Below are 17,312 nucleotides of genomic sequence, written 5' to 3'. Positions count from 1 at the left end.
GATTGTCCTTAGCCGGGGAAGTTATCCGGGATCTTGGCCGCCGCGCGCGCCGCGCCCGGCGCGATCACATTGCGGCGTACGAGGTCGGTGAGGTTCTGGTCGAGCGTCTGCATGCCCACATTGCTGCCGGTCTGGATCGCCGAGTACATCTGCGCCACCTTCGCTTCGCGGATCAGGTTGCGGATCGCCGGGGTGCCGATCATGATCTCGTGCGCCGCCACGCGGCCGGAGCCGTCCTTGGTCTTGAGCAGGGTCTGCGAGACCACGGCCTGCAGCGACTCCGACAGCATCGCGCGCACCATCTCTTTTTCGTCGGCCGGGAACACGTCGATGATACGGTCGATCGTCTTCGCCGCGGACGAGGTGTGCAGGGTGCCGAACACCAGGTGGCCGGTTTCCGCCGCCGACATCGCCAGGCGGATCGTCTCCAGGTCGCGCAGCTCGCCGACCAGGATGCAGTCCGGGTCTTCGCGCAGCGCCGAGCGCAGCGCGTTGTTGAAGGACAGCGTGTGCGGGCCGACTTCGCGCTGGTTGATCAGGCAGCGCTTCGATTCGTGCACGAATTCGATCGGGTCCTCGATGGTGAGGATGTGGCCGTACTCGGTTTCGTTCAGGTGGTTGACCATCGCCGCCAGCGTGGTCGACTTGCCGGAACCGGTCGGGCCGGTCACCAGCACCAGGCCGCGCGGCTTGAGCGCCAGGTCGGCGAAGATCTTGGGCGCGTTCAGGTCTTCCAGCGACAGGATCTTGGACGGAATGGTGCGCAGCACCGCCGACGCGCCGCGGCCCTGGTTGAAGGCGTTGACGCGAAAGCGCGCCAGGTTCGGGATCTCGAACGAGAAGTCGCATTCGAGCACTTCCTCGTACTGCTTGCGCTGGCCGTCGTTCATGATGTCATAGATCATGGCGTGGACGTCCTTGTGCTCCAGCGGCGGCAGGTTAATCCGGCGCACGTCGCCGTGCACGCGGATCATCGGCGGCAGGCCGGCCGACAGGTGCAAGTCCGAGGCTTTGTTCTTTACCGAGAAGGCGAGTAGTTCTGCGATGTCCATTTATAATCCCTGTGCTTTGAAAGGCGCGTCGCCTTCAGCTCAAAGCAGAATATTGCCCCGTGTAAAGAATTATGTCCACCATCTCCAGCAAGCTCCATGACGTAGAGGCCACAATCCGCGCGGCGGCCGAGGGCGCGGGCAGGGCGCCGGGCAGCGTGCGGCTGCTGGCGGTGTCCAAGACCTTCGGCGCCGACGCGGTGCTGGAAGCGATGCACGCGGGCCAGCACGCGTTCGGCGAGAACTATCTGCAGGAGGCGCTCGACAAGATCGAGGCGGTGGCGCAGGCCGCGCCGGGCGAGTTGGTCGAATGGCATTTCATCGGGCCGATCCAGAGTAACAAGACGCGGCCGATCGCGACCCATTTCGCATGGGTGCATTCGGTGGACCGGCTGAAGATCGCCCAGCGCCTGTCGGAGCAGCGCCCGCCCGAACTGGGGCCGCTGAATATCTGCCTGCAGGTGAACGTCAGCGGCGAGGCAAGCAAGAGCGGGATCGCGGAAGACGAGCTGCCCGAGCTGGCGCGCCAGGTGGCGGCGCTGCCGAACCTGCGCCTGCGCGGGCTGATGGCGATCCCGGAGCCGGAGAGCGATCCGGCAAAGCAGCGTGCGCCGTTCGCGCGCATGCGCGGCCTGCTGGAGCGCCTGCGCGCCGGCGGGCTCGAACTGGACACGCTATCGATGGGCATGTCCGGCGACCTGGAGGCCGCCGTGGCCGAAGGCGCCACCATCGTACGCATCGGCAGCGCCATTTTCGGCGCGCGCCATTACGACAAGGGGAATGCATGAAGATCAGTTTCATCGGTGGCGGGAACATGGCCACCGCGCTGCTCGCGGGCCTGGTGGGCAAGCTGGCGGCCGGGCCGGACATCCACGTGGTCGATCCGAACCAGGATGCGCTGCAGCGCCTGGACACCAAGTACGGCGTGAGCGTGGCGCGGGAGATCACGGCGCGCGTGGCGGAGAGCGACGTCATCGTGCTGTCGGTGAAGCCGCAGCAGATGCGCGAAGTCGCTGCGGCGCTGCGCGCGCAGCTGGCGGGCGGGAATCCGCTGGTGCTGTCGATCGCGGCGGGCATCCGCGGCGCGGACTTGTCGCGCTGGCTCGGTGGCTACGGCGCGATCGTGCGCTGCATGCCGAATACGCCGGCGCTGATCGGGCAGGGCGTGACGGGCATGGTGGCGATGCCCGGGGCGAGCGAGGAGCAGAAGTCTGCTGCCGATGGCATCCTGCGCGCAGTCGGCAAGACCGTGTGGCTGGACAAGGAGGAGCTGCTGGATCCGGTGACGGCGGTGTCGGGCAGCGGACCGGCCTATGTGTTCTTCTTCCTCGAAGCGATGCAGCAGGCGGCGCTGGAGCTGGGCTTGTCGGCGGAGCAGGGCAGGCAGCTGGCGCTGGCCACTTTCACCGGCGCGGCGCAGCTGGCGGCGCAGTCGGATGAGCCGGTGGAGGTGCTGCGGCAGCGGGTGACGTCGAAAGGCGGGACGACCTATGCGGCGATCACCAGCATGGAGCAGTCAGGCGTGAAGGAAGCGATTGTCGCCGCGATCAAGGCGGCGTCGGCGCGCGGCCGCGAGATGGGTGATGAGCTGGGCAAGGATGCCTGAGCTGCCTTGTTATAAACAATTTAGCCAATTTCAAAACCGTCGTCCCGGCGCCGGCCGGGACCCATGGAACGCGCGCGCAGTCGAAATATGCAAAATATTGCATACTGCTGGCCCAGCATGGGTCCCGGCCCGCGCCGGGACGACGGATTTTAAGCAGGGGGTCAGGATTGGCTGCGCAACCGCGCCAGCATCGGCAGCACCTTGCTCGCCACCTTCCACACTGACAGCCCGCCGGCCAGCGCCGACAGCAAGCGCTTCGGCCGCGTCACCAGCAAGCCCAGCGCGACACCGGCAGCCGCCAGCAGCAGCGGCTTCTGCACGCCCAGCATCCCGGTCAACCCGCCCTCCAGCGGCCCACGCAGGGCATCCACTTCCTCGGCCAGGAAGGTACGCTGCAGCTCGCACAGCTCGATCAGTTCGGCGCGCCGCTGCGCCAGCGCGGTCGCACGTTCACTCACTTGCCTGCCCCACGCCGGTGATGAAATCGATATCGTTGCGCAGCTCGGCCAGCGTGGCCGCGAACACCGGCGGACGCGCATCGAAGCTCGCCTTCACCCGCCTCCAGATCACGAACGCGGCCAGCGCGAACAGCACCGCCATGCCGCCCACGGCGAGCAGGCGGTAGCTTTCCCAGAAAACCAGGATGACAAACAGCGCGGCCAGCAGCGCGGCGCCGGCGCCGAGGAATACCGCCATCATGGTCCACGCGAAGTAGCCATACAGGCGGCGCGCCTCCTCCTGCGCCTCGACCGCGGCCAGCTCCAGCCGCGTGTGCAGCATCGCGACCAGGGTCGCGCCGATCCGGCCTACGGACGCGCCGAGTGTCATCTTATTTGCGCGCGATGAGCATGCCGACCACGACGCCCAGCGCCGCGCCCAGGCCGACCGCTTTCCACGGATTTTCCTTGACGTAGTCGTCGGTCGCCTTGGCCGCCACTTTGGCCTTCTCGACGGCAACCTGCTCCAGGCGGACCAGGTCGTCCTTGGCGTTGATCAGGGTCTTTTCGAACTTGGCCTTGGCGGCCTTCAGTTCTTCGCCCGACAGCTGGCTGCCGTGGCGCAGCCAGGCTTCGGCGTCGGCGATCACGGTTTTCAGGTCGGACAGCAGTTGGTCGCGCGCGCCGGTCTGGGTGGGAATTCGTTCCATCATTGAAAAGCCTTTCTTGCGATTGAAGTGTCAGGCCCGGTGCGTTGCAGGAAGAAGCACCGGGTGTATTCCGGACAATATTATCCTAATGCATAGTCTAACGCGACACCAATAAATACCGCCGCACCCAACCAGTTGTTGTGGCGGAACGCGGCAAAGCAGCGCATGCGGTCGCGATCGCGGATCAGGAAGTAGTGGTAGACCGCCATCCCGGCCGCCACCGCCATGCCGGCCACGAACCACCAGCGCAGGCCCAGCAGCCAGCCGCAGGCGAGGTCGATCAGCAGCGCCGCCGCGTAGCACAGCATGACGGCGGCGACGTCGTAGCGGCCGAAGGTGATGGCGGAGGTCTTGATGCCGATTTTCAAGTCGTCATCGCGGTCGACCATTGCGTATTCGGTGTCATAGGCAACGGCCCAGAAGATATTCGCCACCAGCAACCACCAGGCGATGGCGGGCACGGCGCCCGTCACGGCGGCAAATGCCATCGGGATACCGAAGCCGAAGGCGATGCCGAGGTAGGCCTGCGGGATCGCGAAGAAGCGCTTGAAATACGGATAGGTGCCGGCGACGACGACGGCGACCACCGACAGTTCCTTGGTCAGCGCGTTCAGCGGCAGGATCAGCAGGAAGGAGACGAGCGCCAGCACCAGCGCGACCATCAGCGCTTCCCAGCCCTTGATGCGGCCGCTGGTCAGCGGGCGTTCGGCGGTGCGCTTGACGTGCAGGTCGAAGTCGCGGTCGGCGTAGTCGTTGATCGCGCAGCCGGCCGAGCGCATCAGGGCGGTGCCGACCACGAAGATCGCCACGACCATCGGGTTCGGCTTGCCGCCGGAGGCCATCCACAGCGCCCACAGCGTCGGCCACAGCAGAAGGAGGATGCCGATCGGCTTGTCGGCCCGCACGAGGCGGAGATAGAGCGCCAGTTTGCTCATGGGATTGCGGGAACTGTTGTGCTGAAGGCAGGATTTTACGCGATCCGCGCGTCATCCTTGCTGACAGCCTCTTGCCGCCGCGCCCGGCCGAGGGCGATGCCGATCGCATCGCGGCTGAGCGCCACCTGCGCGGCATCCTGCTGCAGCAGCCTCAGCCGGCGCTGCAGCGGCGCCCAGCCCGGCCAGTGCGCGATCCACTTGGAATGGCCGCCTGGCGCCGTGGCGTCCGCCTGAGGCACCGCCCCGAGGCTGTCGCGGACCTGGGCGAAAGTGGCCGTGAGCGCGGCATCGACCTCGGCGCGCGGCAGGTTCTCCGCATAGCGCTGCAGCAGCAGCCGCAGCGCCGCCATGTGCGCCACCAGCAGGTAGTTCTGCACCGTGAAGCGGTTCAGTTCGGCGGGAGCGCGCTGCTTGTCAGCCGGCTCGTCCAGCATGCGGCCCAGCGCGGCGCTGAGCGAAGCGAGATTGTCCATGAAGCGCTTGCGGCTGATGCGGTAGTGGAAATCGTCGCCGGGACGTTTCAGCAGCAGCTCGGCGGCGGCGTCGATGTATTTGCGGTTGGCGTCCAGCACCGCGTCCACCAGCTTGGGCAGGTTCTGGTATTCCCAGTTCGGCAGCACGAAGCTGAAGAAAGTGGCGATCACGGTGCCGACCAGCGTGTCCAGCAGGCGCGCGCCGATGACGCCGGTGCTGTGCGGCACCGTCAGGCCGATCAGGAGCAGGGCCTGCATGCTGGCCGCCACCGCCGTGTAGCGGTACTTGATGTTCAGGAAGGTCGGCCCGGCCGCCGTCGCCACGAACAGGAAGCCGAACAGGACCGCCGGCGCATGGACGAAATGCAGGATCACCGCCGTCAGCAGGCAGCCGATCGCGGTGCCGACCAGGCGGTCCTCACGGCGCTGGCGGGTCATGCTGTAGGTCGGCTTGAGGACCACCGCGATGGTCAGCGCGGTCCAGTAGCCGTGCGATTTGTAGGGTAGCCATTCGGACGACATGAGGCCGACCGAGATCGCCATTGCCACCCGCAGCGCATAGCGGAAGGTCGGCGAGCTCCAGCGCAGGTTGGCGAACAGGATGCCGAGGCTGTAGCGCTGCTGGGTCAGGAAAGGCGTGGGGTCGACGCTGGCCGCGACCGGCAGCGCGCCGTGCGGCGCCTGGCTGGCGGCATGCATCTGCGCGATCGCCACGATCACGTCGCCGATCTTGTTGCACGCGCCGCGCAGTACCGCCTGCGCCTCGGCCGCCTCGCCTACGCCCGGCGGCAGCTCGTGCAGCAGCTGGTCCAGCGCGCGCAGCTCGTCCGTGTAGTCGATCTCCTGCTGCGAGGGCCGGTTGCGGGTGGTCGCGTACGCCACCGATTCGATGTCCTGTGCCGCCTTGCCGACCAGGTCGCCCAGCAGCGGCAGCACCGGGCCGTGGGCGAAATGCTGGCGCAGCAGGGCGTAGTCGGTGTGGGTCGACAGCACCAGCTCGTACAGGTCGAGCATGGCGTAGTGCACCTGCACCAGGATGGTTTCGTTCGGCGTGGGCTTGCCGCGCAGGACCAGGTCACGCGAGGCCTGTTGCCGCTCGGCCAGCGCGCTTTGCTGGCGCACCAGCTTTTCCATCTGGGCCGGAAGCGGCATGGCCATGTCGTAGCAGCCGGCCTTGATGCTGGTGTAGGTGGCCAGCTCGTACAAGGCTTCGGCCAGCACCTGCTGCTTGAGGCGGCGCTGCAGGATCCACACCACCACCATCGCGTACGCCATATAGCCGGCGCCGCCGGCGAAGAACAGGGCGCCGTGGCGCAGCGCCTGCAGTGGCGTGGCCGCCGCGCCGGTGGACAGCATCATCACGAACAGCGCCACGAACTGCAGCGGCATCGCCTTCCTGCCGTAGACCACCATCATGCTGGCGAGGAAGGTGACCAGCACGATCACCGTGCGCAGCAGCCACGGCACGGGCGAGGACAGGCTGACCAGCAGCGCCACCAGCGAGCACGCCAGCACGCCGGCCAGCATCTCGTTGAACTTGTGGCGCAGGGGACTGGGCAGGTCCATCAAGCTGGTGCACAGCGCGCCGATCGAGACCGCCATCGCGGTCGGCAGGTCGGAGATGGCGTAGGTCAGCCAGGTGAGGCCGACGATGCCCGTGGCGATGCGCAGGCCGGTATAGAAGTAATGACTGAAGAGGAAGGTGCGCGGGGCGAGGGCGTAATGCATCGGTTCGGATCGCTCGCTGGCCCGGCGGGGCAAGCGCGGTCGAGAAGGATGAGCTCATTATAGCGCCGCGATGGCGCGTTCCGGAACCTTTGGACACGGCGTCCGGCGCTTGTTCGGCCAGCTATTCGTGGTTGAAAAGCGTAGAAACGGCACTAGACTGCAATGTCGAGTGTCCCGCCGTGGGAGCGTGATCATGAGACTGCTTGCCGACTTTTTATTCCTTGCTCGAAGGCTCGCGCTTGTCCCGTTCTTCCTCCTCCTGCTCGCACCGGCCCCAGCCAGCGCATTGCCTGCCTTTGCAAGACAAACAGGGCAGGCCTGCACCGCTTGCCATGCCGGCGGCCAGTTTCCTGAACTGAGCCCGTTCGGCCGCCTGTTCAAGCTGACCGGGTACACGATCGGCTCGCGCACCATTCCCCTGTCGGTCATGGGCGTGGCCAGTTACACCAGGAGCTCCGACCCCACCGCGGACGCTGCGTTCGCCAAGGACGCCGCCGCCATCTTCCAGACCGGTAGCGTTTTCGTGGCGGGCAAGGTCAGCGACCACGTCGGCGTCTTCGCCCAGTTCACCTACAATAACTACGACAGCCAGGATCCGGTGAGCGGTGAGTGGAAGGGGCACACGGCCTCGGACAATGCCGACCTGCGCTATGCGGACCGGTTCGGCGACCACGGCAATGACTGGATTGTTGGCGTGTCCCTGAACAACAATCCTTCGGTGGCGGACCCATGGAATACGGCGCCCGCCTGGATCCAGTACGTACCGACGCAATTCGGCGTCACCGGCCCGGACGCCATGCCGATCGTTACCCAGCTTGGCGCGCAGGCCGCCGGCATTGGCGCCTACGCCTTCTGGAACCAGGAAATCTATGTCGAGCTTGCGGGCTACCGGACCGCGAACGGGATCTGGTCCTTCCTGAGCCAAGGGATCGCGAACGCCGACCAGGTGAAATTGCGGGGCGCGAATCCCTACCTGCGGCTTGCGTGGAACCACGACTGGGGCGCGCACAGCGCGATGGTCGGGGCGTTCGCGTTCAATGCCAAGGTTTATCCGGACAACTTGAATCCGGTGGGCCCGGTCATCTCGTACCGCGACCGGGGCGTGGATGCCCAGTACCAGTATCTGGCCGATCCGCATGCGGTCACGGCACAGCTCAGCTACATCAGGGAGACGATCGGCAACGGCGATGCGGCGGGCATAGCGGACAATCCGCGCAACCGGCTCAGGTCGCTGCGCCTGAAGGGCAGTTACGTGTACCGGGCACGCTATGGCGCGAGCCTGATGTATTTCAGCACCAGCGGCAGTTCGGACAGCACCTTGTATCCCGACCCGGCGGGTAATCCGGGAACCCGCGGCTGGGTGCCGGAAGTGTTCTGGATGCCGGTCCAGTACCTGCGGATCGGCGCCCAGTATTTTTCCTTCGACCGCTTTCACGGGGCGACACACGATTACGACGGGGCCGGCCGCGCGCCGCGCGATAACAATACGCTGTTCGTGTACGCCTGGGTGGCCTACTGATCAGGCGCCCTGTCAGTTGAAGGGCACCCCGATGATGGCCTTGAGCACCCAGCGGTCGGACGCCAGCTGGTTGCCGCGGCCGATGCCAAGGTTCAGGTCCCAGCCTTTGACCGAAGTGTCGAGCACGGCGTAGGTGGTGTGCGCCTGGCGCCCTGGATGGCCCAGCCGGCTCGCCTGGCCCAGCTCGTTGTAGCTTTCGATGCCGAGCTGGGTGCCGTCGCTGATGGCGTAGCCCAGCTTGGTCGCCAGCTCGACCGTGGTCGGCGCGGGGACCGGGCCGGACACCTTGAAATCGACATTCACGTTCAGCGCGGCGGTCCAGCGCGCGCCCTTGTAGCCGAGGATGCCTTTGAGCTCGCCATTCCACGGGTTGTCGTCGAAGCGGTGGTCGACCCGGCCCAGTTCCAGGTTGGCGCCGTAGAACAGGGGGCTGTCCGGCGCGCTCGGGATGAATTTCAGGCGCAGCTTTTCGCCGCCGATATCGTAGCGGCCGGCCGCGTCGCGCGCACCGAGGATGTAAGCGCCAAGCTCCAGGCTGTCGGTCAGGCCGTACGAGAATTCGGGCGTGACGCGCAAGGCGTGCCGCGACAGCTGTGCGCCGGTATAGTCGAGCTCGCGCGATCCCGACAAGACATAATTGGCATGCACGTCCAGGCCGAATTCGCCCGGTTTGTTCATCTCGTTCATGTAGACCTGGATTTCTTCGGGCGCGGCCGTGGCGGCGCCGGCCGCCAGTGCCAGCAGCAGGAGTGTGAAACCGTGTTTCATGTAAGTGAAGGCTGAGTGAGGGATGGCGGCATGATGGCGGCCGAAGGTGAACGCAGCCTGAATTCCGTGGCGGCGCGGCATCGCATCGGGTATCTTGAAGGCGAAGCGATTCCGCAAGAATGATTGAACCTTGGGACCACCGGACGGTATTTACCGGTTGAGGTGAGAGGAGACAAGGCGTGGACACCCACACCGAGGCAAGCGAGCCGCTGGCGCGCCGCCGGGATGCCGATCCCGGCGGCGAAGCCAGTTTGATTGCCCAGATCGCGGGCGGGGACCGGCGTGCCTTCGAAACCTTGTACCGGGCATATTTGCCGCGCCTGACACGCTTCCTGCACCGCATGACGCGCAACGTGCCGCTGATCGAGGAGATCGTCGATGACACCATGCTTGTTGTGTGGCAAAAGGCGTCCACGTTCGACCACAGCTGCAAACTGTCGACCTGGGTGTTCGCGATTGCCTACCGCAAGGGTTGCAAGGTCCTGCACAGGCTGGACGAGCCGGTCGACGCGGATATGGAAACCTGCGAGGGCGAGGCCGACTGGCGGCCCGAGTGGCGCTGCGAGCAAGCGCGCCTGGCGCAGGCGCTCGACGCCGCGCTCGACGAATTGCCTCTGGCACAGCGGGCCGCGTTCCAGCTGACCTTCTACCACGACATGAGCTATGCCGAAATCGCGGAGATCCTGGAGTGTCCGGTCAACACGGTGAAAACGCGGCTGTTTCACGCGCGCCGGCGCCTGGCGCTGCTGCTCGCGGACCAGCTGGAGGGGAGACCATGAACCTGAATGCAGACATCGCCGGCGAGGCGGCCCACCGCGCGGCGCGCGAAGCGCTGCCCTGGCTGCTGAACGGCAGCCTGGAGGGCGGCGAACTGGACGCCGTCCGGGCCCACGTCCGGTCCTGCGCGCTGTGCCGACAGGAACTCAATCAGCTGCGCAACCTGCGTGAGGCCGCGCAGGCCAGTCCGGTGCCGGCCATCGATCCGGAGCGGGCGCTGGCGCGCATGCTGTCGCGCCTCGACACCGCCCAGCCCTCCATACCACGGCCCGGCTTGCTGCCGCGCTGGCGCGCCCGGCTGGCCGCGAACGAAGCCGCGTGGCTGCGCGGCGCCCTGGTGGCGCAGGCCGCCGTGATCGCCGCGCTGCTGGTGGCGCTGGTGCGCCCCGCCGACACCGGCGCCTACCGGGTGCTCGGCGCTAACGCGCGGCAAGATGCCTCGCTGGTGGTCGTGTTCAAGCCGCAGACCACCGAAAGCGAAATGCGCCGCATCGTGCGCACCAGCGGCGTGCGCATCGTCGACGGCCCGACCGTCACCGACGCCTATCTGGTAAGCGCCAGCGATGCCACCATCGCCCTGGCCCGGCTGCGCGCCGAACCGGCGGTGACGCTGGCCGAGCCGCTGCGCGCGGAGGAGCGGCCGTGAGACTCCCCGCCATCGCCATCGCGCTGTGCGCCGCCCTGTGTGCGGCGGCGCCGCCAGCGTGCGCCGCGCAGCAGGACGCGGCGACCCGCGAGGACGCCGCTTCGCACCGCGTGCTGGTGATGCTGCGCATGCCGGCGCCACACTTCCGCCCGGACAGCGCTTACGCCGGCGGCTATGCGGAAGACGGCGCCCGCGCCGCGCTGCGCCGCACCGCGCGCGAGCTGGCCGCCACCTACAAGCTGACGCTGGTCGACGATTGGCCGATGCCGGCGATCGGCATCGACTGCTTCGTGATGGAAGCCAGCGCCGACGCGCCGCTGGAACCGGTGCTGGCCCTGCTGGCGCGCGACCCGCGGGTGGCGTGGGCGCAGCCGCTTAACCAGTACCACGGGCTGGAGGCCGATCCGCTGCTGCAGGTGCAGCCGGCGGAGCGCTTCTGGCACCTGTCCGCGCTGCAGCGCGCCAGCACCGGGCGCAAGGTCGCGGTGGCCGTGATCGATAGCGGCATCGATGCCGATCATCCCGACCTGGCCGGGCAGCTGGACCGGCGCGAGGACTTCGTCGACGACAAGCCGGACACCGCCGAGGCGCATGGCACGGCGGTGGCCGGCATCATCGCGGCGCACGCCGGCAACGGCAAGGGCATCGCCGGCATCGCGCCGGACGCCCGGCTGATGGGCTTGCGGGCCTGCTGGGAGACGCGCGGCCAGCCCGCCCGCTGCAACACGTTTACCCTGGGGAAGGCCATCCATTTCGCGCTGGTGAATGACGCCAGGATCATCAACCTGAGCTTGTCCGGCCCCCCGGACCGCCTGCTGCAGACCCTGCTCGACGCGGCGGCGGCGCGCGGCGTGGCCGTGGTCGGCGCCTTCGACCCGCAGCGCGCCGACGGCGGCTTCCCGGCATCGTATCCGGGCGTGATCGCGGTGGCGACGGACGACGATCCGCGCCTGCTGCCGGCCTATGCCCTGCGCGCGCCGGGCACCGATATCCCGACCAGCCTGCCTGGCGGGCGCTGGGGCATGGTCTCCGGCGCATCCTTCGCGGCGGCCCACGTGAGCGGGCTGACGGCCCTGCTGCTGGCCCTGCAGCCGGGCACCACCCCGGCGCGGCTGCGGCGCGAGCTGGCCAGCCCGCCCACCGCACGGGTGAGCGCCTCAGGAAACAGCCGAGCTGGTAGGATAGACGCATGCGCTGCTGTCGGGCGCGCCGCCGGAGCCTGCGTCTGCCAATGTCCCACGACTACCGCCGCGACTTTCGAGCTTCTACCGTAGCCGCCTTGCTGCTGGCTGGCGGTGCATTGGGCTGGCCCGCCGTCGCGCACGCCCAGACCAGCGGCAGCCTGACCCTGGCCTCGGCCTACGATGCGCGCGGCGTGGTGCTGTCCAGCCGCCCCGTGGCCCAGCTGCGGGTGGAACACGACACCGACAGCGGCTGGTATGCCGGCGGCTTCGCCTCGCCGGTGATGCTGGGCCGCGCCCCAACCCAGGCCGAGCTGATCGTGTATGGCGGCTTCGCGCACCAGCTGGCCTCGGGCCTGTCCTGGGATGCCGGCGTGAGCCGTACCTCCTTCCTGCGCGACACCCGCTACAGCTACTCTGAAATCTACGCGGGCCTGGCGACGGACAACGCCAGCGCCCGGCTGTTCCTGTCGCCCGACTATTTCGGCGGCGGACGCAGCGCCTACCTCGACCTGAACGCCTCGCATCCACTCAACGACAAGCTGAGGCTGACCGCCCATGCCGGCCTGAAGCATGCGTTCGGCGCCTACCCCGGCGACGGGCGCGACCGTGTCGACTTGCGTGCCGGGCTGGCGCTCGGCCTCGACCGCTGGACCCTGCAGGCCAGTGTCGGGTCGCTGCAGAAGTCCCGCGGCTATGAATACGCCCGCGCGCGCCAGTTCCTCTTCAGCGCAAGCATGCACTTCTAAAGTAAGCACCTTCGTGCTTGTACTCGATTGAACCTTGCCCGGCCCGCTTGGAATTCACTCTCAGTAGCGAACCCATCGACCGGAGAAGGAGCAATCATGAGCACGCATACGAAAGTGGCCGCCTGGTGCAAGGCAGGCCTGGTCGGCGCCGGCATCGGCGTTGCCGTCGCGTCCTGTGGAGGCGGTTACGGTGGCGGTGGTGGCATGTCCTACACCCCGCCGATGAACACCAATCCGCCGCCGATGACGGGCACCACCTTTAACGCCACCGCGCTGGTATCCGATGGCACGGGCGCACCCAACACCGACGCCCACCTGTCCAACCCCTGGGGCCTGGCCTTCAACCCGACCGCCTTCGCCTGGGTCGCCAACAACGGCACCTCGACCTCGACCCTTTACGACGGCAACGGCACGCCGCAAACCATGGTCGTCGCCATTCCGTCCGGCACCTCAGGGCCGGCCAAGCCGACCGGCATCGTCTACAACGGCAGCAATGACTTCAAGGTGACCCAGAACGGCGTCAGTGGCGCCAGCACCTTCATCTTCGCAGGCGAGGGCGGCACCGTGGCCGGCTGGTCGCCTGGTGTGAACGGGACCAATGCCGTCACCGTCGTCGATACCGGCGCCACTGGCGCAGTCTACAAAGGGCTGGCCATCGCCAGCTACGCCGGCAACAACTATGTGTATGCGGCCGACTTCCGCAACGGCAGGGTCGACGTCTACAACACCAACTTCCAGAAGGTGACCCTGCCCGGCGGCGGTTTTGCTGACGCTACTTTGCCCGCCAGCTATGCACCCTTTGGCATCCAGGCCATCGGCGGCAAGATCTATGTGGCCTATGCGCAGCGCGACGCAAGCGGGGCGCGCGAGGTGGACGGCGCCGGCCTTGGCTACGTGGACGTGTTCGACAGCAGCGGGGCAATGGTGCGCCGCCTGGTCAACAATGGCGGCCTGAATGCGCCGTGGGGGATGGCGATGGCGCCGGCAAATTTCGGCAGCTTCAGCAATATGCTCCTGGTGGGGAATTTTGGCGACGGCAAGATCAACGCCTATGACCCGAACACGGGCGCGATGGTGGGCACGCTGAGCAATGGCAGCGGGGCGCCGCTGGTGCTGGACAGGCTGTGGGCGATCGCGTTTGGCAATGGCATCAACAACCAGCCGACCAATACGCTGTATTACACGGCCGGGCCGGGGTTCGTCCACGGCATCTACGGCCGTATCGATATGCGTTGAAATAAAACCACCGTCGTCCCGGCTCCGGGACGACGGTTTCAAGGGTGGTGGCCGGGAATCAGGCGGCTTCTTCGAGCGGGAGCATATCGACGCCCGGCAGGTCGCATTCCGCGACCGCCCGCACGATGGCCTCGATCGCCGCCCGCCGCGTGAAACTCTTGCGCCAGGCGATGACCACGCGGCGCGAGGGCGCCGGCGCCGAGAAGGGGATGAAACGGATCAGCCCATTCGGCTCGTTCATGTCCTTCACCGACGCGCGCGGCAGCACGGTGAGGCCGATGCCGCTGGCGACCATGTGGCGGATCGTCTCCAGCGACGAGCCCTCGAAGGTACGCTGCATGCCGTTGCCGCCCGACGAGAAGCGCGCCATTTCCGGGCACACCTCCAGCACCTGGTCGCGGAAGCAGTGGCCATTGCCCAGCAGGAGCATGGTCTCCTTCTTCAGGTCCTCGGCCGGGATCTCCTTGCGGCTGGCCCAGGGATGGTGCTGCGGCACCGCGATCACGAAGGGCTCGTCGTACAGCGTCTGCACCATCAGCCCGTGGTCCGGCAGCGGCAGGGCCATGATGGCGGCGTCCAGCTCGCCCTGGCGCAGCTGCTCGATCAGTTTGGTAGTGAAATTTTCCTGCAGCACCAGCGGCATCTGGGGCACATGGTCGATCATGGTCTTGACTAGCGGCGGCAGCAGGTAAGGCGCGATGGTGTAGATCACGCCGAGCCGCAGCGGCCCGGCCAGCGGATCCTTGTTCTGCTTGGCCAGCTCCTTGATCGCGGCGGTCTGTTCCAGCACGCGCTCGGCCTGGGCCACGATCTGGGCGCCGATCGGCGTCACCGACACTTCCGAACCGCCCCGTTCGAACAGGGTCACGCCCAGCTCGTCTTCCAGCTTCTTGATTGCCACCGACAGGGTAGGCTGGGCCACGAAGCAGGCCTCGGCCGCATGGCCGAAGTGCCGCGCGCGGGCGACGGCGACGATGTATTTCAGTTCGGTGAGTGTCATAGTCCCAGTCGCTCAGGTGGTTTTACAACGAATTAACGCCGAAAGCCGTTGGCAAGTGGTCAGCCAGGAAATAGTATTTTACCGGGAATCATAGTCGATATAATTGCCGCGCTGGCGACTTTGCCGGCTGACCCTGTAGAAAGGCTCGCATGTCCTCGACCTTTGGCCCGGCCGAAGCCCAGGCTTACATCCATAAACTGCTGACCGTGATGAATCACCAGGGCGGTTCGGACCTGTTCATTTCCGCCGATTTCCCGCCCAGCATGAAGCACCAGGGCGCGATGAAGCCGCTGTCGCAGCAGAAGCTGACCGGCGACGTCACCCGCGCACTGGCCAATTCGCTGATGAACGAGCGCCAGCGCGGCGAGTTCGACACCGAAATGGAATGCAATTTCGCGATCTCGCTGCCGGGCGTGTGCCGCTTCCGCGTCAACGTCTTCATGCAGCAGCAAAACGTCGCCATGGTGGTGCGCACGATCGCCTCCGAGATCCCGAACTTCGAGAAGCTCGACCTGCCGGAGGTGCTGAAGGAAGTCATCATGATCAAGCGCGGCCTGGTGCTGGTGGTGGGCGGCACCGGCTCCGGCAAGTCGACCACGCTGGCGGCGATGATCGACTACCGCAACACCAACTCGGCCGGCCACATCATCACGGTCGAAGATCCGGTCGAGTACGTGCACAAGAACAAGGGCTGCCTGATCACCCACCGCGAGGTGGGCGTGGACACCCTGTCCTGGCACAATGCGCTGAAAAACACCCTGCGCCAGGCGCCGGACGTGATCCTGATCGGTGAGATCCGCGACACGGAAACGATGGAACACGCGATCGCGTTCGCCGAAACCGGCCACCTCTGCCTTGGCACGTTGCACGCGAACAACGCCAACCAGACCATGGACCGCATCATCAACTTCTTCCCGGAAGAGCGCCGCAACCAGCTGCTGTCGGACCTGTCGTCCAACCTGCGCGGCATCATCTCGCAGCGCCTGGTCCGCACCGAAGACGGCAAGGGCCGCAAGGCCGCGATCGAGATCCTGCTGAACACGGCGACGATCAGCGAGATGATCTTGAAAGGCAACTTCCAGAACATCAAGGAGATCATGCACAAGTCGCGCGAGCTGGGCATGTGCACCTTCGACCAGGCCCTGTTCGACCTCTACAACAAGGGATACATCAGCTACGACGAGGCGATCCGCAATGCCGACTCGGCCAACGGCCTGCGCCTGCAGATCAAGCTGCACGGCGACCGCAAGGGGCCCGACGAGGGCGGCGGCAAGGGCGGTGGCCTGGACCTGGCGCTGCAGGAGGAGCCGGAAGAAGAGGAAGCCCCGGCGGACGGGCAGAAGCAATGATGGCCGACTTCGAAGACAAGATCTGCACCCGCGCGCAGCTGCGCGCGCGGGTGGCGTCCCTGCCCAAGCCGGTGGTCCTGACCAACGGCGTGTTCGACATCCTGCACCGTGGCCACGTGACCTACCTGGCGCAGGCGCGCGCGCTGGGCGGCTCGCTGGTGGTGGCGGTGAACACCGACGCTTCCGTCAAGCGCCTCGGCAAGGGCGACGACCGGCCCCTGAACACGCTGGCCGACCGGATGGCGGTGCTGGCGGCGCTGGAGGCGGTCAGCCTGGTGGTCGACTTCGACGAGGACACCGCGCTTGAAACGGTGCAGGAAGCCCGGCCCGAAATCTACGCCAAGGGCGGCGACTACGTGATGGACCAGATCCCCGAAGGTAAAGCCGTCATCGCTTACGGCGGCACCGCGGTCGCGATCGATTTCGAGCACGATAGATCAACGACGAAGCTTCTCGCAAAAGTTCGTTCTTTTTCGTGATATTGCTGCGCCACCATTGTATTTATCGTGGCGCGAACGAGAATGATGGAGCTAACCATAAACCGAACGGGATGGAGGCCATCAATCATGAAAGAGCAGGACAACATCAAGCTGGTAAGGCAAGGCTATGACGCCTTCCTCAAGGGGGACCTGAATGGCCTGTTGAGCATGTTCAGCAGCGACATCGATTGGGAGATCCCCGAAGTGGAGGCGATGCCTTTCAGCGGCAAACGCCATGGGATCGACGCGGTGGCGGGATTTTTCCGCGACATGCTGGCGGCCCAGGACGTGCGGGAAATGGTGCCCGACGAATTTATCGGGCAAGGTGACACGGTGGTCGTGCTGGGGCATTTCGCCTTCACCGTGAAATCGACGGGTCGCGAGTACAGCGACGATTTCTGTCACGTGTTCCGCATCGCGAACGGCCAGATCTCCGGCTTCAAGGAGTATGCCGACACTCACAAGGCCGCAATGGCCTACGAGCCGCAAATGGCGGGCACCTCCGCCGATATGGGGCAGGCCGGCGGCCGCTCCATTCATTAATTCAGAATCATCCCTTCAACAACGCGCCGCTCCCAGTTCAAGCCCGGGGGCGGCGTTTTGCATTTGGGCCGGACGCGGCGCGACCGCGCTTGCCGTACCGCCGCCGCGTCCTTGGTGGGACTTTTGC

Annotated in this window: 19 protein-coding genes; 11 read left to right on the top strand and 8 right to left on the bottom strand. The window is 66.4% G+C overall.

Annotation, left to right across the window (positions count from 1 at the left end; all coding sequences use genetic code 11):
* Window positions 1–8 precede the first annotated feature (8 nt).
* A complete protein-coding gene (locus tag NX778_RS16350; protein WP_258812828.1) occupies window positions 9–1,052 on the bottom strand; it encodes a type IV pilus twitching motility protein PilT in 1,044 nt (347 codons plus the stop codon).
* A gap of 71 nt (window positions 1,053–1,123) precedes the next feature.
* Here NX778_RS16350 and NX778_RS16345 point away from each other — a divergent pair, with 71 nt between their 5' ends.
* Complete coding sequence (locus tag NX778_RS16345; RefSeq protein WP_258812827.1) at window positions 1,124–1,837, top strand: YggS family pyridoxal phosphate-dependent enzyme; 714 nt, start codon at window positions 1,124–1,126, stop codon at window positions 1,835–1,837.
* Complete coding sequence (proC, locus tag NX778_RS16340) at window positions 1,834–2,655, top strand: pyrroline-5-carboxylate reductase (RefSeq protein ID WP_258812826.1); 822 nt, start codon at window positions 1,834–1,836, stop codon at window positions 2,653–2,655. Before NX778_RS16345 ends, proC begins: the two co-directional genes overlap by 4 nt.
* Before the next feature lie 161 nt (window positions 2,656–2,816).
* Here the strand turns inward: proC and NX778_RS16335 are convergent, their stop codons facing one another.
* From NX778_RS16335 to NX778_RS16315, 5 genes are all read right to left on the bottom strand, one after another.
* Window positions 2,817–3,113 (bottom strand): hypothetical protein, encoded by a 297-nt coding sequence (locus NX778_RS16335; protein ID WP_258812825.1) that lies wholly within the window; start codon window positions 3,111–3,113, stop codon window positions 2,817–2,819.
* Window positions 3,106–3,483: a phage holin family protein gene (locus NX778_RS16330; protein ID WP_258812824.1), complete on the bottom strand. Its 378-nt coding sequence runs from the start codon at window positions 3,481–3,483 to the stop codon at window positions 3,106–3,108. The genes NX778_RS16335 and NX778_RS16330 overlap by 8 nt, the downstream gene beginning before the upstream one ends.
* A 1-nt stretch (window position 3,484) precedes the next feature.
* Window positions 3,485–3,805, bottom strand: coding sequence for an ElaB/YgaM/YqjD family protein (locus NX778_RS16325; protein WP_258812823.1), 321 nt, complete (start codon window positions 3,803–3,805; stop codon window positions 3,485–3,487).
* 77 nt (window positions 3,806–3,882) lie between these two features.
* On the bottom strand, window positions 3,883–4,737 hold the full coding sequence (gene ubiA, locus NX778_RS16320) for a 4-hydroxybenzoate octaprenyltransferase (protein ID WP_258812822.1): 855 nt from the start codon (window positions 4,735–4,737) through the stop codon (window positions 3,883–3,885).
* Between the two features lie 35 nt (window positions 4,738–4,772).
* Window positions 4,773–6,938 carry an FUSC family protein gene (locus NX778_RS16315; RefSeq protein WP_258812821.1) on the bottom strand — a complete coding sequence of 722 codons (2,166 nt, stop codon included), beginning with the start codon at window positions 6,936–6,938 and terminating at the stop codon, window positions 4,773–4,775.
* A 193-nt stretch (window positions 6,939–7,131) separates the two neighbouring features.
* On the opposite strand from NX778_RS16315, the gene NX778_RS16310 reads away from it, so the two are divergent.
* The gene (locus tag NX778_RS16310; RefSeq protein ID WP_258812820.1) at window positions 7,132–8,457 is read left to right on the top strand and encodes a cytochrome C; all 1,326 of its coding nucleotides are present in this window, start codon (window positions 7,132–7,134) and stop codon (window positions 8,455–8,457) included.
* Between the two features lie 12 nt (window positions 8,458–8,469).
* Here the strand turns inward: NX778_RS16310 and NX778_RS16305 are convergent, their stop codons facing one another.
* Window positions 8,470–9,225 carry a hypothetical protein gene (locus NX778_RS16305; RefSeq protein ID WP_258812819.1) on the bottom strand — a complete coding sequence of 252 codons (756 nt, stop codon included), beginning with the start codon at window positions 9,223–9,225 and terminating at the stop codon, window positions 8,470–8,472.
* A 179-nt stretch (window positions 9,226–9,404) separates the two neighbouring features.
* Here NX778_RS16305 and NX778_RS16300 point away from each other — a divergent pair, with 179 nt between their 5' ends.
* From NX778_RS16300 to NX778_RS16280, 5 genes are all read left to right on the top strand, one after another.
* Window positions 9,405–10,004, top strand: coding sequence for an RNA polymerase sigma factor (locus NX778_RS16300; protein WP_258812818.1), 600 nt, complete (start codon window positions 9,405–9,407; stop codon window positions 10,002–10,004).
* Window positions 10,001–10,648, top strand: coding sequence for a zf-HC2 domain-containing protein (locus NX778_RS16295; RefSeq protein WP_258812817.1), 648 nt, complete (start codon window positions 10,001–10,003; stop codon window positions 10,646–10,648). The genes NX778_RS16300 and NX778_RS16295 overlap by 4 nt, the downstream gene beginning before the upstream one ends.
* Entirely contained in the window at window positions 10,645–11,922 is a 1,278-nt protein-coding gene (locus NX778_RS16290; RefSeq protein ID WP_258812816.1) for a S8 family peptidase, read from the top strand. The genes NX778_RS16295 and NX778_RS16290 overlap by 4 nt, the downstream gene beginning before the upstream one ends.
* A complete protein-coding gene (locus NX778_RS16285; protein ID WP_258812815.1) occupies window positions 11,880–12,578 on the top strand; it encodes a TorF family putative porin in 699 nt (232 codons plus the stop codon). The genes NX778_RS16290 and NX778_RS16285 overlap by 43 nt, the downstream gene beginning before the upstream one ends.
* A gap of 96 nt (window positions 12,579–12,674) precedes the next feature.
* Window positions 12,675–13,814, top strand: a complete 1,140-nt coding sequence (locus tag NX778_RS16280; RefSeq protein ID WP_258812814.1) for a TIGR03118 family protein — start codon at window positions 12,675–12,677, stop codon at window positions 13,812–13,814.
* Window positions 13,815–13,872: 58 nt separating this feature from the next.
* Here the strand turns inward: NX778_RS16280 and NX778_RS16275 are convergent, their stop codons facing one another.
* Window positions 13,873–14,814: a hydrogen peroxide-inducible genes activator gene (locus NX778_RS16275; RefSeq protein ID WP_258812813.1), complete on the bottom strand. Its 942-nt coding sequence runs from the start codon at window positions 14,812–14,814 to the stop codon at window positions 13,873–13,875.
* A 149-nt stretch (window positions 14,815–14,963) separates the two neighbouring features.
* Between NX778_RS16275 and NX778_RS16270 the strand changes: the two genes are divergently transcribed.
* From NX778_RS16270 to NX778_RS16260, 3 genes are all read left to right on the top strand, one after another.
* Complete coding sequence (locus NX778_RS16270) at window positions 14,964–16,163, top strand: PilT/PilU family type 4a pilus ATPase (RefSeq protein WP_258812812.1); 1,200 nt, start codon at window positions 14,964–14,966, stop codon at window positions 16,161–16,163.
* On the top strand, window positions 16,163–16,642 hold the full coding sequence (gene rfaE2 / locus NX778_RS16265; protein ID WP_258812811.1) for a D-glycero-beta-D-manno-heptose 1-phosphate adenylyltransferase: 480 nt from the start codon (window positions 16,163–16,165) through the stop codon (window positions 16,640–16,642). Before NX778_RS16270 ends, rfaE2 begins: the two co-directional genes overlap by 1 nt.
* Window positions 16,643–16,729: 87 nt before the next feature.
* Window positions 16,730–17,185, top strand: coding sequence for a nuclear transport factor 2 family protein (locus tag NX778_RS16260; RefSeq protein ID WP_258812810.1), 456 nt, complete (start codon window positions 16,730–16,732; stop codon window positions 17,183–17,185).
* Window positions 17,186–17,312 lie beyond the last annotated feature (127 nt).

Source organism: Massilia terrae (assembly GCF_024753145.1).
GTDB lineage: Bacteria > Pseudomonadota > Gammaproteobacteria > Burkholderiales > Burkholderiaceae_D > Telluria > Telluria terrae.
Note: the sequence above shows the minus strand (reverse complement) of the source record. Positions and strands in the feature narration are given on the sequence as shown.

What these genes read in the sequence shown, in the direction of transcription:
- NX778_RS16350 (WP_258812828.1), bottom strand. Translation starts at nt 1,052, where the DNA reads ATGGACATCGCAGAACTACTCGCCTTCTCGGTAAAGAACAAAGCCTCG.
- NX778_RS16260 (WP_258812810.1), top strand. Translation starts at nt 16,730, where the DNA reads ATGAAAGAGCAGGACAACATCAAGCTGGTAAGGCAAGGCTATGACGCC.
- NX778_RS16310 (WP_258812820.1), top strand. Translation starts at nt 7,132, where the DNA reads ATGAGACTGCTTGCCGACTTTTTATTCCTTGCTCGAAGGCTCGCGCTT.
- NX778_RS16305 (WP_258812819.1), bottom strand. Translation starts at nt 9,225, where the DNA reads ATGAAACACGGTTTCACACTCCTGCTGCTGGCACTGGCGGCCGGCGCC.
- NX778_RS16285 (WP_258812815.1), top strand. Translation starts at nt 11,880, where the DNA reads ATGTCCCACGACTACCGCCGCGACTTTCGAGCTTCTACCGTAGCCGCC.
- NX778_RS16275 (WP_258812813.1), bottom strand. Translation starts at nt 14,814, where the DNA reads ATGACACTCACCGAACTGAAATACATCGTCGCCGTCGCCCGCGCGCGG.
- NX778_RS16315 (WP_258812821.1), bottom strand. Translation starts at nt 6,938, where the DNA reads ATGCATTACGCCCTCGCCCCGCGCACCTTCCTCTTCAGTCATTACTTC.
- NX778_RS16270 (WP_258812812.1), top strand. Translation starts at nt 14,964, where the DNA reads ATGTCCTCGACCTTTGGCCCGGCCGAAGCCCAGGCTTACATCCATAAA.
- NX778_RS16345 (WP_258812827.1), top strand. Translation starts at nt 1,124, where the DNA reads ATGTCCACCATCTCCAGCAAGCTCCATGACGTAGAGGCCACAATCCGC.
- proC (WP_258812826.1), top strand. Translation starts at nt 1,834, where the DNA reads ATGAAGATCAGTTTCATCGGTGGCGGGAACATGGCCACCGCGCTGCTC.
- NX778_RS16330 (WP_258812824.1), bottom strand. Translation starts at nt 3,483, where the DNA reads ATGACACTCGGCGCGTCCGTAGGCCGGATCGGCGCGACCCTGGTCGCG.
- NX778_RS16295 (WP_258812817.1), top strand. Translation starts at nt 10,001, where the DNA reads ATGAACCTGAATGCAGACATCGCCGGCGAGGCGGCCCACCGCGCGGCG.
- rfaE2 (WP_258812811.1), top strand. Translation starts at nt 16,163, where the DNA reads ATGGCCGACTTCGAAGACAAGATCTGCACCCGCGCGCAGCTGCGCGCG.
- NX778_RS16325 (WP_258812823.1), bottom strand. Translation starts at nt 3,805, where the DNA reads ATGATGGAACGAATTCCCACCCAGACCGGCGCGCGCGACCAACTGCTG.
- ubiA (WP_258812822.1), bottom strand. Translation starts at nt 4,737, where the DNA reads ATGAGCAAACTGGCGCTCTATCTCCGCCTCGTGCGGGCCGACAAGCCG.
- NX778_RS16280 (WP_258812814.1), top strand. Translation starts at nt 12,675, where the DNA reads ATGAGCACGCATACGAAAGTGGCCGCCTGGTGCAAGGCAGGCCTGGTC.